We start from the raw sequence: 15,282 nt of genomic DNA, 5'->3' as shown, positions 1-15,282 counted from the left end.
AGATAAACAGGATGACGGGCAATGACACTCACGTTTACGCGACATCACAGATGCTTGACCCCGGTGCGGTTACCCCCACTTTAGTGTTCATGGAAAACGAAGTGAAAGATGCCTTTCTCGGGGGGCAATTGCTGGTGGCGATGCCGTCCATCGGGGATGGGCGGTTCGCGCAATCGGTGATTTTTCTGTGGTCCCATGATGCCGAGGGCGCGATGGGTCTGATCGTGAACAAGCCGATCACGGGCCTGCGCCTGTCGGATATCGTGTCGCAAGTGGGCGTCGATGCGCTTGATCCGGCGCGGGATATGGATGTGCATACTGGCGGCCCGGTGGACAAACAGCGCGGTTTCCTTCTGCACAGCGCCGATTATCAGGGCAAAGACACGCAAGAGGCCGAACATGGGGCCTTCGCACTGACCGCCACGATTGATGCGCTGAAGGATGTGGCCACCGGGCAGGGGCCCGCGCATGCCCTTCTTGCCCTGGGCTATGCGGGCTGGGGCGCTGGGCAATTGGAGCAGGAATTGCAGGAAAACGCATGGCTGATCGCGCCCGCGACGCCCGATCTGGTGTTCAGGACGGAGAAGGCTCAGCTTTGGGAAACGGCGCTTGCGACATTGGGCGTTGATCCGCGCCTTTTGTCCGCGACGGGCGGGCAGGCCTAGACGCGGCGGGAGATCAGCCCGCCCGCGTGCCGATCAATCTGCCCGGCAAGTTCCATATCCATGAGCGCGGTCACAACCTGCGGCACCGGCAGGCCAAGATGCCGGATCAGCGTATCCTCCGGCACCGGGGCGGTCGTGATCAGGTCATGCAGCATCTGATGCAGGCGGTCGGGCAGCGGTTCCTCCCCCATCCAATGACCGGTCTGGTCGTGAAATCCGTTGGTCCTGAGCGGGGTTTGACGGATAGGCGTATCAAGGGCTTCAAGCACGTCGGCCGCATCCCGGATCAGCGCCGCGCCCTGCCGGATCAGCGCGTTACAGCCCGCCGCGCGCCCGTCAAGCGGATTGCCCGGCACCGCCATCACGTCCCTCCCCTGTTCGAGTGCCATTCGCGCGGTGATGAGGGAGCCGGACCGCTCCGCCGCTTCGATCAGGACAGTGGCCTGTGACAGACCCGCGATGATCCGGTTGCGTTTGGGGAAATGCCGGGCGAGCGGTTGCAAGCCCATTGGTGCTTCTGACAGCAGAAGGCCCCTTGTGCTGAGGGCTGCTGCGAGATCGCTGTTTTGCCGGGGATAGACCACGTCCACCCCACCTGCGAGCACGGCGATGCTGCCGGTCTCAAGGCTTGCCATATGGGCCGCGCGGTCGATGCCGCGTGCCATGCCGGAGACGATCACCTGCCCCGCCGCTCCGAGCTCTTTAGCCAAGTTGGCGGCCAGTCGCTGGCCCAATGCGGACGCGTTGCGCGCGCCCACCAGTGCGACGGTTGGCCGATGGGCCAGCGCGCAATCCCCCAGCGCCCAGAGGATCGGCGGCGCATCGTCAATCTCGGCCAGTCGCGCAGGGTATCCCGGATGCCCCAAAAGGAGAGGGCGCGCGCCTGCTGCGCTGGCGCGCGCGATCTCTTCCTCGATCCGGTCCTTTGGCGCCGGGCAATAATCCGCCTTGCCACTGCGGGACACCCGATGGGGCAGCGCCTCAAGCGCGCGCTCAGCCGTGCCATATTCCGCCATCAACCGCTGAAAAGTCGCCGTGCCGACGCGTGGGGAGCGCGCGAGGCGCACATGGCAAAACAGCTCCTCCCCCGGATCGGGGAGAGGCGGCTGATCACCGTCAATGAAGCCGAATCCATCCATGCGCGCACCTTTCGGGGGTGAGCATGGCGCGGCCGGGGTTAACGAATGGTAAACGGGCTATTTGCCCTTGCCGATTTTCGGCTCCGTCCCGGCAAGGATGCGGCGGATATTGGCCCCGTGCCGGATCCAGACAAGCGCGCCCAACAGGATCGACAGCCAGATCAGTGGCTCCTGCCCAAACACCCAAAGCCAAACGGGGGTCAGCGCCGCCGCCATCAGCGCGGACAGCGACGAGATTCGCATCACCACCGCCGTGGCCAGCCATGTGCCACAGGCGGCAAGCCCAACGGGCCACGAAAAGGCCAGCATCAGGCCAAGAAAGGTCGCCACGCCCTTCCCACCCTTGAACCCGAGCCACACCGGAAAGAGATGCCCCAAAAACGCGCCCAACCCGGCCAATTGCCCCGCCAGACCGCCATAAAGGCTGGTTGCGATCAGCACCGCGACCGCCCCCTTGCCGCCATCCAGAAGCAGCGTCAGCGCGGCCGCCGCCTTGTTCCCGGTGCGCAGCACGTTGGTGGCACCAATATTACCGGACCCGATCTTGCGCACGTCGCCCATGCCAAAGGCGCGGGTGATCAGCACGCCAAACGGGATCGACCCGATCAGATAACCACTCACCAGCATCCCAAGAAGCCACGGCCATGCCTGCTCCCATCCCAGAATATCGGGCAGCCATGCGCTCATGCCGTGACCTCCTGCCCGCCGACCCAAGTGCGCAGCACCTTGCCTTGCATCAGGCGCAGATCGTAGGGTGTGTTTTTGGATTTCGAGGCGAGCGTCGCGCGGTCCAGCCGGTAGGGCGTGTCCGGGTCAAACAGGATCAAATCGGCCGGCGTGCCCGGTGTGAGCCGCCCTTGCGCCAAGCCCAGCAGATTGGCCGGATTGAGGCTGAGAAAGCGGAACAGCTCCGGCAGGGTCAAATGCCCGGAATGCACAAGTTGCAGCGCTGCGGGCAGGAGCGTTTCCAATCCGACCGCACCCGAGGCGGCCTCCTCAAAGGGGAGGCGTTTGCTTTCCTCATCCTGCGGCGTGTGCATGGAGGAGATCACGTCGATCTGCCCGTCTTGCAGCGCAAGGATCAGCGCCTGCCGGTCCTCCTCACTGCGCAGCGGAGGCTTGACCTTGAAGAAGGTGCGGTAATCCGCGACGTCATATTCGTTGAGCGTGAGATGGTGGATCGAGGTGCCCGCTGTCACGCGAAGGCCCGCCTTGCGCGCACGATCAAGGATCGGCAGGGCAGCGGCGGTGGTGATCTGATCGGCGTGATAGCGCACGCCCGTGGCCTCCACCAGCGCGAGGTCACGCTCCAGCCCCATCCGCTCCGCCAAGGTGGAGACAGCGGGCAGGCCCAGCTTGGTGGCGAACTGGCCGGAGGTCATGCAGGCCCCCGCGCTCAGGATCGGCTCCTGCGGGTGGCCGATGATCAGCGCATCGAGCCCTTTGGCATAGGTCATGCAGCGTTGCAGCACCTTGGTGTCGCGCACCGGATTGTCGCAATCGGTAAAGGCGACCGCGCCCGCGTCCTTCAGAAAGCCGATTTCGGTCATTTCGCGGCCCGCGCGCCCCTTAGTCAGCGCGGCCATGGGCAGGACGCGGACGGGGGCGAATTCGGCGGCGCGGCGGATATGGAATTCGAGCGTTTCGGGCGTGTCCATCGCCGGGTCGGTATCGGGGCGCGTGACCATGGTCGTCACCCCGCCGCGGACCGCCGCCATCCCACCGGAGCGGAAGGATTCCTTATGCCGCTCACCCGGCTCACAGATTTTCACGCCAATGTCGATGATGCCGGGGGCAAGGCATTTGCCGCCACAATCAATCACCTCCGCCGTCCGGGGGGAGGCATCGCGCGCCGCGATCACGCCCCCATCAATGACGAGCGAACCGAGCGTATCCGTGCCGGTTTCCGGGTCGATCAGGCGGGCATTTGTCAGGTGCAGGGTCATGCGCCCCGTATAGCGGCGTTGGATCGGGTCGCCTAGGGGGTTTCGATCAGCGGATGCGGCGCGGTGCGGCCTCTTGCGCCTTGAAAATCACCTCCCGCAACAGGGCGGGCGCACGGACATATGGCACGGTCAGGGTATAGCCGCTGCGGCCATGCAGGGTGAGCGTGGTCAGAAAAACGTCGATCCGGTCGAGATCGCGGAAAGACATCCGGCCCTTATCGGTTTCCACACCTTCCGTCGTGATCAGGAAATGCCGTGGCGGGAGCAGATAGGCGGCTATGGCGATCCCAAGCGCGGGCAAGCCAAAGGTCAGCACCAGCATCCCGAACCCGCCGGAATGCACGCCCGACATCAGCGCGATCAGGTTGAACACGATCAGGCCCAGCGCCAACAGCAGGCTTTCGGAATAGAACCGCGCATCCCGATCCCCCCAGCCCTCAAGCAAGGTCTGCGGGGGCAGCGTGCAGCGTCGCCGGGTCACGGGCTTTCCATCGGTCCAGAGAGTGATCATCGCGGGCCTCATCCACCATGTGCTGATCAGAGGATAATCGTCCTTTCGCGTCTGAGGCTAGTCACGAATGTGTTGAAGGGGGGTTAAAGGCAACGAAGCCTATAGCTGAGCCGGGCGGTCGGCGGACCGGGGGCAGACGATCCGAAGGGTAAGCTGCGCGATTTATGGCTGCAAAGAGGACCGCGCGTTCTGCTTTATGTTTGATCCGCAAAATCGTCGGCCCGTGGGGCCGGTCCGACGATCGCCCGGCGCCTTCGGCTTTGCTCCGGGCGAATTGGGTGCTTCAGGCTTTGATATTCCGTGCCAGCAAATCCATCGCGGCCATGCGCACCGCGACGCCCATTTCCACCTGCTCTTGGATCACCGAATGGTTGATGTCGTCGGCCAATTCGCCGTCGATCTCTACCCCGCGGTTCATCGGGCCGGGATGCATGACGATGGCGTCGGGCTTGGCGGCGCGCATCTTGGCCGCGTCCAGCCCGAACCGGTGGTAGTATTCGCGCACACTGGGAATGAACGCGCCGTCCATCCGCTCTTTTTGCAGGCGGAGCATCATCACCACATCCGCACCGTCCAGCGCCTCATCCATGTTTTCGGTGACTTCCACGCCAAACTTGTCGATGCCCGCGGGCAAAAGGGTCCGTGGGCCGCACAGGCGCAGGCGGTTTTCCATCTTGCCAAGCAGCATGATGTTCGACCGGGCGACGCGGCTATGGGCGATGTCGCCGCAAATCGCGATGGTCAGGCGGTGGAGCCGCCCTTTCCGCCGCCGGATCGTCAAGGCATCGAGCAGCGCCTGCGTGGGATGTTCATGCCGCCCGTCGCCCGCGTTCAGCACCGCGCAATTCACCTTTTGCGCCAACAGCGCCACCGCACCCGAATTGGGATGCCGCACGACCAGCAGATCAGGGTGCATCGCATTGAGGGTCATCGCCGTGTCGATCAGCGTCTCCCCCTTTTTGATGCTGCTGGCCTGCATCGCCATGTTCATCACATCCGCGCCGAGCCGCTTTCCCGCGATCTCGAAACTGGCCTGTGTGCGGGTGGAGTTCTCAAAGAACATGTTGACCTGCGTCAGCCCGGCAAGCGCGTCTGAGTGTTTCGCCGTGCTGCGGGACTGGTCCACATAGGTGTCCGCGAGATCAAGAATGGTGGTGATGTCAGCGGGGCTGAGATCTTCGATGCCAAGAAGGTGCCGATGGCTGAACATGTCCACTCCGATCCGGTTTTCGCCGTTATACAAGCCGCACCAATCGGGGCAAGAGGTCGGGTGTGCGGTATTCCGCAGGGCGTTTTCCGGTTTTCTGGCGATTTTCTTCATATCGGGGCGCGGCCGGCTGCCCCTAGCCTGCAAAAAGAGGCCCCGACAGAGGGCCCGGTATCCAGGGGAAGGAATTGCTATGACGCTGATCCGCACACTATCCGCATGTCTGATGATTGCGTGGGCAAGCCCGGCACTGGCCACCTGTGATGAGGGGGAAGAGGTGATCCGGTTCACCCATGTGGTTTCTGCTGTGGGGCACCCGAAAGGGGAGGCAGCAACCGCACTCGCTGATGAGGTGAACCGGATCTTGCAGGGACGGGCCTGCATGATCGTCCACCCGAATGCCGAAGCGTATAATGACGATCAGAAGATGTTTGACGCGCTTCTGGCGGGGGAGGTCCATCTGGCCGTCCCGACATTTTCGAAATTGGGGGGTGTATCGACACGGTTCAGGGTGTTTGACCTGCCGTTCCTGTTCCGCGATCTGGAGCATGTGATCGACTACACCTACCTGCCAGAGGTGGAGACGCTGCTCGAAGCGGGGCTTGATAAGGGCTATCGCGGGTTGGCGTATTGGATGACGGGCATGAGCCAAATGTCTGCCATCCATCCCTTGGTGCGGCCGCAAGACGCTCAGGGGCTCCGCTTTAGAATACAAGGCTCACCTGTCGAGCAGGCAGTCTTTAACACTCTCGGTGCCGAGGCCGAGACGTTGGCCTTTCGCGATGTGCTCTCCTCCCTGCAATCGGGAAAGGTCAACGCCCAGGCGAATACCTGGACGAATATCTGGCTCAGGGAATTCTACACCGCGCAGGATGGGGTGACGGCGACGAACCATGGGCTTGTCGCATCCATGGTCATCACGTCGGACGCATGGTGGCAGAGCCTTGCGCCGGATGTGCAGGCCGACCTGTCCTTTGCCATCCAACTGACCACGCATGAGCGCAACCGCTTTGCCTACCAGCTCAATGAATTGGCGCAGAACAATCTGCGGGACGCGGGCGTGCCGATTCGCACCCTGTCAGAGGACGCGCGGGCGGAATGGGTGCGCACGCTCGCCCCGGTTTGGGACCAGTTTCGCGACGAAATCGGCTCTGACCTGATCAGCGCGGCGGTCCAGTCGGGCGGCACGTCCTGACCATGGGTCGGGATGGGGGCATTCATCACAACCTTCATGGGTAGAATGCTCCCCATCCCCGACACTTTTTGAGGCTCCCCGGCAGAAATACCGGTCACAGAGGTTGAGCCAGCCCCACATCGCCGCGCCATAGTCCTTGCAATGCCACCGGATCCATCCGGGGCGCTGTCAGGGAGAGACGATATGCGGTCCATGTTTTTGGGGCTGATCGCGGCCATTTTGGCCCCGACCCTTGCCATTGCAGCCTGTGATCCGGGTGAGGAGCGCATCCGCTTCAGCCATGTCACCGCCGCGCAGGGCCATCCGAAAGGAGAGGCAGCACTCCTTCTGGAACAACGGATTAACAGGGAGCTGAATGGCCGCGCCTGTATGGAAGTGTTTGCCCGCTCCACGCTGTTCAACGATGACGACGTGCTGCCCGCCATGCTGCGGGGTGAGGTCGAGATGGCCGCGCCGTCCCTGTCGAAATTCGAGGCCTATACCCGCAAATTCCGCGTGTTCGACCTGCCCTTCATGTTTGAGGACGTGTTCGCGGTGGAGGAGTTTCAATACTCGCCCGAGGGCGAAGCACTCAAACGCTCGATGGAGGCACAGGGCCTGATCGGGCTGGAGTTTTGGCACAACGGGATGAAGCAAATCTCCGCCACGCGACCGCTGATCTCCCCAACCGATGCGGCGGGCATGAAATTCCGCATCCAGCCCTCCCCCGTTCTGAATGCGCAGATGGAGGCGCTTGGCTCTGCGGGGGTCGCGATGCCCTTCTCCGCCGTCTATGAGGCGCTGAAGAATGGGGAGGTGCAGGGGCAGGAAAACACTTGGTCCAACATCTATACCCAGTCATTTCACACCGTGCAGGATGGGGTCACGGAAACCAATCATGGCATCATCGATTATCTGGTCGTGACCTCTGCTGACTGGTGGAATGGGCTTGAGCCGGGCTTGCACGCGGATTTGGCGCAGATCCTTCTGGAAGTCACCCATGAGCGGAACCGCTTTGCCTTTGAGATCGGGGAGATGAACCGCTCCCGCATCATGGCCGACGGGGGTGTCATTCGGGAGTTAACGCCAGAGCAGCGTGCCGAATGGGTCGCGGCCTTTGCGCCGGTCTGGGATCAGTTCCGGGGGGATATCGGGGATGATCTGATCGCGGCAGCAGAACGGGCACAGGGCGGCTTCTGATCGGGGCAACGTGGGGGGTGGGGCGCAGGCGGCATTGACTTGCCGCCTGCGCTCTCCCATGTTCCGGGCCAGTCTTCATCAGGAGTATTTACATGGCCGTAGTTGTTGTCGAGAGCCCGGCAAAGGCGAAAACGATCAACAAATACCTCGGCAAGGATTATACCGTCCTTGCATCCTATGGCCATGTCCGGGACTTGCCGCCCAAGGACGGCTCGGTCGATCCCGATCAGGATTTCGAGATGAAATGGGAGGTCGGCAGCGACAGCGCCAAGCATGTCCGCGCGATCACCGAGGCGCTGAAAGAAGACGATACCCTGATCCTCGCCACCGACCCTGATCGGGAGGGGGAGGCTATTAGCTGGCACCTGCAAGAGGCGCTGACCAAACGCCGCGCGATCAAGAAAACCACCAATGTCTCCCGCGTGGTGTTCAACGCGATCACCAAAACTGCCGTCACCGAGGCGATGAAAAACCCCCGCCAAGTCGATATGGAACTGGTGGAGGCGTATCTGGCGCGGCGCGCGCTGGATTATCTGGTGGGCTTCAACCTGTCGCCGGTGTTGTGGCGCAAACTGCCCGGTGCAAAATCCGCGGGCCGGGTTCAATCTGTCACCCTGCGCCTGATCGTCGAGCGGGAGATGGAGATCGAGGCGTTTCGCCCGCGCGAATACTGGTCGGTAAAAGCGGTGCTCGAAACCCCGCGCGGCCAGACATTCGAGGCGCGGCTCACGAGCCTTGCCGGGAAGAAGATCGACAAATACGACCTTGCCACCGCCGATCAGGCGGACTGGGCTGTGTCCGCCGTGCAATCGCGCGATCTGTTCATCGACAAGGTTGAGGCCAAACCGGGCACCCGCAACCCCTCCCCGCCCTTCATGACCTCCACCTTGCAGCAGGAAGCGTCGCGCAAATTCGGCTTTGGCGCGCGGCAGACCATGCAGGTCGCGCAGCGTCTCTATGAAGCGGGGCACATCACGTACATGCGGACCGACGGCATCGACATGGCACCCGAGGCCGTTCATGCCGCCCGCGACGCGATCAAGGATCGCTACGGCGCGAAATACGTTCCCGAAAAACCCCGCTTTTACAAAAACAAGGCGAAGAACGCGCAAGAGGCCCATGAATGTGTGCGCCCGACCGACATGGCCAAGGCGGCGGAGGATCTGAACCTCGAGTCTGACCAGCGCAAACTCTATGACCTGATCTGGAAACGCGCGGTCGCAAGCCAGATGGAAAGTGCGCGGCTGGAACGCACCACGGTCGATATCTCCTCGAAAGATGGGGAAGTTACCTTGCGCGCCAACGGGCAGGTCGTTGCCTTTGACGGGTTCCTCAAGATTTATGAGGAGGGGCGCGACGATGTGGAGGACGAGGATGCCAACCGCCTGCCACAAATCCATGAGGGCGAACCGGCCAAGAAACACGCAAACGGGATGCAGGCGGCCTTTGCCAAGCTGTTGAACGACGATGAGGTCGTCGATACGGGCAGCGGGCGGCGCGCGGATAACGCGATGCTCGATACCTCTGGCGCAGTGCTCGGCCAGCAGCATTTCACCCAACCCCCGCCCCGCTATACCGAGGCAACGCTCGTCAAACGGATGGAAGAACTCGGCATCGGGCGCCCTTCGACCTATGCCTCTATCGTGACGACGATTCAGGATCGCGGCTATGTCCGAAAGGACAAGAACCGCCTGTTCCCGGAGGATAAGGGGCGGCTCGTGACCGCGTTCCTTGAAAATTACTTCACGCGTTATGTCTCCTACGATTTCACAGCGAAGCTGGAGGAGGAGCTGGATAACGTCTCCGCCGGGGCGGAGGACTGGAAAAAGCTGCTGGATCGGTTCTGGCGCGATTTCCGCGCGGCACTCGATGAAACGGCGGAATTGCGCATCACCGAAGTGCTCGACAAGATCAACGAAGTGCTTGAGCCGCACCTTTTCCCCGAAAAGGAGGACGGCACCCCCCGCCGCCAATGCCCGAAATGTGGTGAGGGGCTGTTGAGCCTGAAAACGGCCCGGTCCGGTGGGGCGTTTATCGGTTGCGGGAACTATCCCGAATGCCGCTATACCCGCCCGCTTTCCGGTGAGTTGGAAGGGCAGGAATTCGACGGAAAGCTGTTGGGTTATTGCCCCGAAACCGGGCTGCCGGTCACCCTGCGCGCGGGCCGGTTTGGCCCCTATATCCAATTGGGCGAACCGACGGAGGAAAATCCGAAACCCAAACGCGCCAGCATCCCCAAAGGCATGGCCCCCGAGGCGGTGGAACTGGAGCGTGCGCTGATGCTCCTGTCCCTGCCGCGCACCGTGGGTGAGCATCCCGATGGCGGCCCGATTGAAGCCGCGATTGGCCGGTTTGGCCCCTATGTTCTGCATGTGAACGGAGAGGGGAAAAAGGTCTATGCCAATCTGGAGGATTCGGAAGAAGTGTTCACCATCGGTCTGAACCGCGCGGTGGACCTGATCGAGCATAAACGCGCCAATCCGGGGCGCGGGCGCACGGTGGCAGAACCGCTCAAACAATTGGGCGATCACCCGGATGGCGGTGCGATTGCGGTGATGAAGGGCCGCTATGGACCTTACGTCAAATGGGAGAAGGTCAACGCAACTATTCCCAAAGATATTCAGCCAGAAGACGTCACTGTTGAACAAGCGTTAACCTGGATCGCGGAGAAAGCAGCCAAGTCACCCAAAGCTGCGGCAAAAAAACCTGCTGCAAAGAAAAAGCCAGCCGCTAAAAAGAAGTCTGGAGCAAAAAAGAAAACACCTGCGAAAGACTAAATATGATTGAAACAGCCTTCACGCCCTACCAGTCGTTAATTGGTGGGGCATTGATTGGTCTGTCTGCCGTATTTCTGATGTCAAACATCGGGCGGATTATGGGCGCGACCGGAATTCTCGCAGGGGTCGTCTGGCCCAGTAATTTCAGGGAATGGATTTGGCGCGTCGTGGTGCTGGCCGGAATGGCGACAGCCCCGTTTGTGATGATGCTCGTCACTTGCACTCTGCCGGAAGTGCAGGTTCCGGTATCCCTGCCAATGCTCATTGTCGGTGGGTTGATCGTGGGTGTCGGCGTAACCTTGGGCGGCGGGTGCACATCAGGGCACGGGGTGTGTGGCATCGCGCGGCTCTCGACCCGCTCGATCATCGCGACGATCACTTTCATGGTGACCGCCTTTGCCACGGTTTATGTGATCCGGCATGTGGTGGGCTTGTGATGATGCGATTTGTGACCGCCTATATCGCGGGGCTGATTTTCGGGATCGGGATTGTATTGTCCGGCATGGCGAACCCGGCCAAGGTGCTGAATTTCTTTGATATTGCAGGGACATGGGATCCGAGCCTCGCCTTTGTCATGGGCGGCGCGCTTGCCGTGACGATGCTGGGCTATCAAATCGTGCTGCGCCGCGACCGGCCCCGGTATGCGCGCATCTTCCACCTGCCCTCCGCACGGGAGATCGACCCGAAGCTGGTGGGCGGAGCCGCCCTGTTCGGGATCGGCTGGGGGATCGCCGGGTTCTGCCCGGGTGGCGTGCTGCCCGTGATCGGTTTGGGACGGATAGAAATATTTGCATTCGTTGCCGCACTGGTTGCTGGTATCCTTCTGACCAAGCTCGCCATGAGGGCACGCACATAACGGGAGGTTTCTATGCACTATCCAGTTGATTTGACGGTGAAGCCCGAGGTCACGGCCTTTTTCGACGAGGCGACCAACACGATCAGCTATGTGGTGCGCGATCCCGGCTCAAAAACCTGCGCGATCATCGATTCGGTGATGGATATCGACTATGCCGCCGGGCGGATCACCCATGAGGGCGCGGATCGCATGATCGCCTTCATCCGGGAACAGGGCCTGCGGCTGGAATGGATCATTGAGACCCATGTGCATGCCGATCACCTGAGCGCCGCGCCCTATCTCCAGCAGGAATTGGGCGGCATGATCGGCGTCGGGGAAAAGATCATGGTGGTGCAGGAGGAATTCGGCAAAATCTTCAACGAAGGGACCGAGTTTCAGCGCGATGGCAGCCAGTTTGACGCGCTCTTCATCGACGGTGACACCTATATGATCGGCGGGATGACCTGTTTTGCCATGTACACGCCCGGCCATACGCCGGCCTGTATGGTGCATGTGATGGGTAACGCCGCCTTTGTGGGTGACACGCTGTTCATGCCTGATGGCGGCTCCGCGCGCTGCGATTTTCCCGGCGGTTCGGCCGAAGATCTGTACGATTCGATCCAGAAAGTGCTGAGCCTGCCCGATGAGATGCGGCTCTTTATGTGCCACGATTACGGCCCCAACGGGCGCGCGATCCAGTGGGAAACCACAGTGGGAGAGCAAAAGGCGAGCAACATCCATGTGGGTGCGGGCAAAACGAAAGAGGATTTCGTGAAATTCCGAACGGAGCGGGACGCCCAGCTTTCGATGCCGAAACTCATCATCCCCGCCTTGCAGGTGAACATGCGCGCGGGCGAAGTGCCAAAAGACAAGGATGGGCGCCCGATGCTGAAAGTGCCTGTGAACGGGCTTTAGGCACACGCAACCTTAGCCGGTCCAGCGGCCGTCCGAGGGGGCCCGTCCACCGCTTCTGCTGCTCGCTTTATGGTGTAAAATCTGAATGGTTTTGCGCGATGGTCAACGTTTAAAAGCGGCCGCCCTTGGGGGCGGACGGCCGCTGGACCGGCGCCTTCGGCTTGATTCCGGTCCATGGATGGAAAGCGCTTTTGCCAAGCCTCCTAACGCGTGATACACGCCGCCCATGTCAAACCTGCCCAGCAAAGACCAGATCGTTGAATGGCTCAGCGCCCATCCCGGCCAATCCGGGAAGCGTGAGGTCGCGCGTGCCTTTGGCATCAAAGGGTCCGACCGCATTCCGCTCAAACGAATGCTGCGCGAATTGGAGGCCGATGGCGTGATCGCCCGCGGCCCACGGCGCAAATTGTTGCCCGCGGGCGATCTGCCGCCGGTCGCCGTGTTGCGCGTGCTGCCGCCTGATGCCGATGGCGATCTTTGGGCGAGCCCGGAGCAGTGGGAGCACACGACGCCCCCGCCCCGCATCCACATCACCCTAAAGCGCGGCGATCCGGCACCTGGCGCGGGCGACCGTGTCCTGACGAAAATCCACAAAGCGGACGATGGCTGGACTGGCCGCGTCATCCGCAAGATCGGCAGCGGCCCGACGAAGGTCGTCGGCATTTACCGTCACGGGGTGGAGGCTGGGCGGATCGTGCCCGTCGATAAAAAGTCCGATACCGAATACCTGATCGCACCGGGCGACCGGAACGGCGCGCGTGATGGCGAATTGGTCGAGGGGGAGCGCGTCGGTCCGAAAAACCGGCTTGGCCTGCCGCGTGCGCGGATCATTGAGCGGCTGGGCGATCCCGGCGCGCCCAAATCCGTCTCTCTCATTGCAATTCATGAGCATGGCATCCCCGACGCCTTTCCCGAGTCGACGGTGAAGGAGGCGCTGCGCGCCCGCCCCGTGCCGCTGGGCAAACGCGAGGATCTGCGCGATCTGCCGCTGATCACGATTGACCCATCCGACGCGCGCGACCATGACGATGCGGTCTGCGCCATGCCGGACCCGGAGAACGACGGCGGGCATGTGGTCTGGGTCGTGATTGCGGATGTTGCCCATTACGTCACCCCCGGCAGTGCCTTGGATCAGGAAGCCCGGCGGCGAGGCAACTCCACCTATTTCCCGGACCGTGTGGTGCCGATGCTGCCAGAGCAGTTGTCAGGTGATCTGTGTTCTCTGCATGAGGGCGTGGACCGACCGACAATCGCGGTGCGGATGCGGTTTGGCCCTGATGGGCGCAAACTTGGCCATTCCTTTCACCGTGGCCTGATGCGCAGCCCGGCGAGCCTGTCCTATGAACAGGCGCAGGCCGCGATAGATGGCCAACCCGATGAGGCGACCGCCGATCTGTTGGACCCGGTGCTCAGGCCGCTTTGGGCCGCGTATCGCGCCGTGTTGCAGGCCCGCGCGACCCGCGCGCCCCTCAACCTTGATCTGCCGGAGCGCAAGATCGTGCTGTCAGACGCGGGGGAGGTCACTTCCGTCGCGTTCCGCGACCGGTTCGACGCGCATAAGCTGATCGAAGAATTCATGATCCAGGCGAATGTCTGCGCGGCAGAAACGCTGGAAGCAAAGAAATCCGCGCTCCTTTACCGTGTGCATGAGGAGCCAACGGTCGAAAAGCTCGATGCGCTGCGCGAAATCGTGGCCGCCTGCGGGCTGACACTGGCCAAGGGGCAGGTGCTGCACACGCGCCACCTCAATGCGCTGCTGGATGGGGCGGCGGGGACGCAGAACGCGGAACTCGTCAATCTGTCAGTGCTGCGATCCATGACGCAGGCCTATTACGCGCCGGAGAATTTCAGCCATTTCGGGCTGAACCTGCGGCGGTACGCGCATTTCACCTCTCCCATCCGGCGCTACGCTGACCTCATTGTGCATCGGGCGCTGATCACGGCGCATGGCTGGGGCAAGGATGGGCTGAGCCATGAGGAAACGCTGATCCTCGATCAAACGGCGGAGCATATCAGCCAAACCGAGCGCCGCTCGATGCTGGCGGAGCGGGACACGACGGATCGGTATCTCGCGGCGTTCCTCGCAGAACGGGTTGGTCAGGAATTCGCGGGCCGTGTGTCGGGCATCGCGCGCTTTGGCCTGTTTGTGAAGCTGGACGAGACGGGGGCCGATGGCCTGATCCCGATCTCCAAGCTTGGCACGGAGTATTTTCGCCACGACCCCGACGCGCAAACCCTCACGGGGGAGCGGTCGGGCACTGTGATCGGCCTTGGCCAGCCTGTGACCGTCCGGCTGGCGGATGCGGTGCCGGTGACGGGCGGTTTGTTGTTGGAACTGCTGTCACTCGACGGCACGGCACTCGCCCGCCCGCGTCAGGGCAAGGGGCGTGGTGGCAAAGGCGGTGCCCCGAAACGGGCGCTGGCAAAGGCCAAGATCCGCCGCAACAAATCCCGGAAATCGCGCGGCTAGGACACGGGTTTTGGCATTAACAGCGCGCCTATGATCATGCACAGGGCTGCCGCAACCGCGATCCAGCCGAAATACCAGACCTGCCCGGCAAACGCGTCCTCGGCATAGGACGCGGCGAACCGCATCTTCCCCCACGCCGCACTGACACCCGCGAGCGGCAGCATCAAAACCGCGACAAGCCGCAACCACCGGCGCGGCACCCCGCTAAGGAACGCGCCGATCAGCGCCACCGCCCCCGCGATCCCACCAATCCAGCCGATATCCATCGCCCAGAATGGATGTGCCCCCAGCGTGGCCGTCGCCCCGGAAAATCCGAAACCAACGGCCACGGCCACCCCCACCAAAACGGCTATTAGATTGCGCATATGCACCTCACTTCCCTTTCTGGAAGATGAGCCCATGACCGCTCACGGGGCAAATGACAGGTGTTCACACTTGCGTGG

General features: G+C 62.2%; 14 protein-coding genes. 8 read left to right on the top strand and 6 right to left on the bottom strand.

All coding sequences use genetic code 11. The features are described 5' to 3' along the window. Window positions 1-89: 89 nt before the first annotated feature. Window positions 90-665 (top strand): YqgE/AlgH family protein, encoded by a 576-nt coding sequence (locus FHS89_RS02115; RefSeq protein ID WP_184007965.1) that lies wholly within the window; start codon window positions 90-92, stop codon window positions 663-665. On the opposite strand, the gene dprA is transcribed toward FHS89_RS02115, so the two are convergent. The 5 genes from dprA to FHS89_RS02090 all read right to left on the bottom strand — a co-directional run bounded on the left by dprA (window position 662) and on the right by FHS89_RS02090 (window position 5,471). Next, window positions 662-1,804, bottom strand: a complete 1,143-nt coding sequence (gene dprA, locus FHS89_RS02110) for a DNA-processing protein DprA (RefSeq protein ID WP_184007963.1) — start codon at window positions 1,802-1,804, stop codon at window positions 662-664. The genes FHS89_RS02115 and dprA overlap by 4 nt on opposite strands. Before the next feature lie 57 nt (window positions 1,805-1,861). After that, entirely contained in the window at window positions 1,862-2,431 is a 570-nt protein-coding gene (plsY, locus tag FHS89_RS02105) for a glycerol-3-phosphate 1-O-acyltransferase PlsY (protein WP_184008458.1), read from the bottom strand. A gap of 56 nt (window positions 2,432-2,487) precedes the next feature. Further along, on the bottom strand, window positions 2,488-3,750 hold the full coding sequence (pyrC, locus tag FHS89_RS02100) for a dihydroorotase (RefSeq protein WP_184007961.1): 1,263 nt from the start codon (window positions 3,748-3,750) through the stop codon (window positions 2,488-2,490). Window positions 3,751-3,796: 46 nt separating this feature from the next. Continuing rightward, window positions 3,797-4,261: a hypothetical protein gene (locus FHS89_RS02095; RefSeq protein ID WP_184007959.1), complete on the bottom strand. Its 465-nt coding sequence runs from the start codon at window positions 4,259-4,261 to the stop codon at window positions 3,797-3,799. Between the two features lie 283 nt (window positions 4,262-4,544). Beyond that, a complete protein-coding gene (locus FHS89_RS02090; protein WP_184007958.1) occupies window positions 4,545-5,471 on the bottom strand; it encodes an aspartate carbamoyltransferase catalytic subunit in 927 nt (308 codons plus the stop codon). 190 nt (window positions 5,472-5,661) lie between these two features. On the opposite strand from FHS89_RS02090, the gene dctP reads away from it, so the two are divergent. From dctP to rnr, 7 genes are all read left to right on the top strand, one after another. After that, a complete protein-coding gene (gene dctP, locus FHS89_RS02085; protein ID WP_184007956.1) occupies window positions 5,662-6,663 on the top strand; it encodes a TRAP transporter substrate-binding protein DctP in 1,002 nt (333 codons plus the stop codon). 183 nt (window positions 6,664-6,846) lie between these two features. Continuing rightward, window positions 6,847-7,842, top strand: a complete 996-nt coding sequence (locus FHS89_RS02080) for a DctP family TRAP transporter solute-binding subunit (RefSeq protein WP_281376637.1) — start codon at window positions 6,847-6,849, stop codon at window positions 7,840-7,842. Between the two features lie 92 nt (window positions 7,843-7,934). Continuing rightward, the gene (gene topA, locus FHS89_RS02075; RefSeq protein WP_184007954.1) at window positions 7,935-10,619 is read left to right on the top strand and encodes a type I DNA topoisomerase; all 2,685 of its coding nucleotides are present in this window, start codon (window positions 7,935-7,937) and stop codon (window positions 10,617-10,619) included. 2 nt (window positions 10,620-10,621) lie between these two features. Continuing rightward, a complete protein-coding gene (locus FHS89_RS02070) occupies window positions 10,622-11,056 on the top strand; it encodes a YeeE/YedE family protein (protein WP_184007952.1) in 435 nt (144 codons plus the stop codon). 2 nt (window positions 11,057-11,058) lie between these two features. Then, on the top strand, window positions 11,059-11,475 hold the full coding sequence (locus FHS89_RS02065; protein ID WP_184008453.1) for a DUF6691 family protein: 417 nt from the start codon (window positions 11,059-11,061) through the stop codon (window positions 11,473-11,475). 12 nt (window positions 11,476-11,487) lie between these two features. Then, on the top strand, window positions 11,488-12,369 hold the full coding sequence (locus FHS89_RS02060; RefSeq protein ID WP_184007950.1) for an MBL fold metallo-hydrolase: 882 nt from the start codon (window positions 11,488-11,490) through the stop codon (window positions 12,367-12,369). Window positions 12,370-12,595: 226 nt separating this feature from the next. Beyond that, window positions 12,596-14,839, top strand: coding sequence for a ribonuclease R (gene rnr / locus FHS89_RS02055; protein ID WP_184007947.1), 2,244 nt, complete (start codon window positions 12,596-12,598; stop codon window positions 14,837-14,839). On the opposite strand, the gene FHS89_RS02050 is transcribed toward rnr, so the two are convergent. Further along, window positions 14,836-15,204 carry a hypothetical protein gene (locus FHS89_RS02050; RefSeq protein ID WP_184007945.1) on the bottom strand — a complete coding sequence of 123 codons (369 nt, stop codon included), beginning with the start codon at window positions 15,202-15,204 and terminating at the stop codon, window positions 14,836-14,838. The genes rnr and FHS89_RS02050 overlap by 4 nt on opposite strands. Window positions 15,205-15,282: the final 78 nt, after the last annotated feature.

The sequence above is a fragment of the Rubricella aquisinus genome (assembly GCF_014199445.1).
In the GTDB taxonomy this organism is placed as follows: Bacteria; Pseudomonadota; Alphaproteobacteria; order Rhodobacterales; family Rhodobacteraceae; genus Rubricella; species Rubricella aquisinus.
This window is presented reverse-complemented; position numbering and strand designations above follow the sequence as displayed.

Bases quoted from the DNA above. Each gene is read 5' to 3' on its own strand.
- FHS89_RS02115 (WP_184007965.1), top strand. From the start codon at position 90: ATGGAAAACGAAGTGAAAGATGCCTTTCTCGGGGGGCAATTGCTGGTG.
- dprA (WP_184007963.1), bottom strand. From the start codon at position 1,804: ATGGATGGATTCGGCTTCATTGACGGTGATCAGCCGCCTCTCCCCGAT.
- plsY (WP_184008458.1), bottom strand. From the start codon at position 2,431: ATGCTGGTGAGTGGTTATCTGATCGGGTCGATCCCGTTTGGCGTGCTG.
- pyrC (WP_184007961.1), bottom strand. From the start codon at position 3,750: ATGACCCTGCACCTGACAAATGCCCGCCTGATCGACCCGGAAACCGGC.
- FHS89_RS02095 (WP_184007959.1), bottom strand. From the start codon at position 4,261: ATGATCACTCTCTGGACCGATGGAAAGCCCGTGACCCGGCGACGCTGC.
- FHS89_RS02090 (WP_184007958.1), bottom strand. From the start codon at position 5,471: ATGTTCAGCCATCGGCACCTTCTTGGCATCGAAGATCTCAGCCCCGCT.
- dctP (WP_184007956.1), top strand. From the start codon at position 5,662: ATGACGCTGATCCGCACACTATCCGCATGTCTGATGATTGCGTGGGCA.
- FHS89_RS02080 (WP_281376637.1), top strand. From the start codon at position 6,847: ATGCGGTCCATGTTTTTGGGGCTGATCGCGGCCATTTTGGCCCCGACC.
- topA (WP_184007954.1), top strand. From the start codon at position 7,935: ATGGCCGTAGTTGTTGTCGAGAGCCCGGCAAAGGCGAAAACGATCAAC.
- FHS89_RS02070 (WP_184007952.1), top strand. From the start codon at position 10,622: ATGATTGAAACAGCCTTCACGCCCTACCAGTCGTTAATTGGTGGGGCA.
- FHS89_RS02065 (WP_184008453.1), top strand. From the start codon at position 11,059: ATGCGATTTGTGACCGCCTATATCGCGGGGCTGATTTTCGGGATCGGG.
- FHS89_RS02060 (WP_184007950.1), top strand. From the start codon at position 11,488: ATGCACTATCCAGTTGATTTGACGGTGAAGCCCGAGGTCACGGCCTTT.
- rnr (WP_184007947.1), top strand. From the start codon at position 12,596: ATGTCAAACCTGCCCAGCAAAGACCAGATCGTTGAATGGCTCAGCGCC.
- FHS89_RS02050 (WP_184007945.1), bottom strand. From the start codon at position 15,204: ATGCGCAATCTAATAGCCGTTTTGGTGGGGGTGGCCGTGGCCGTTGGT.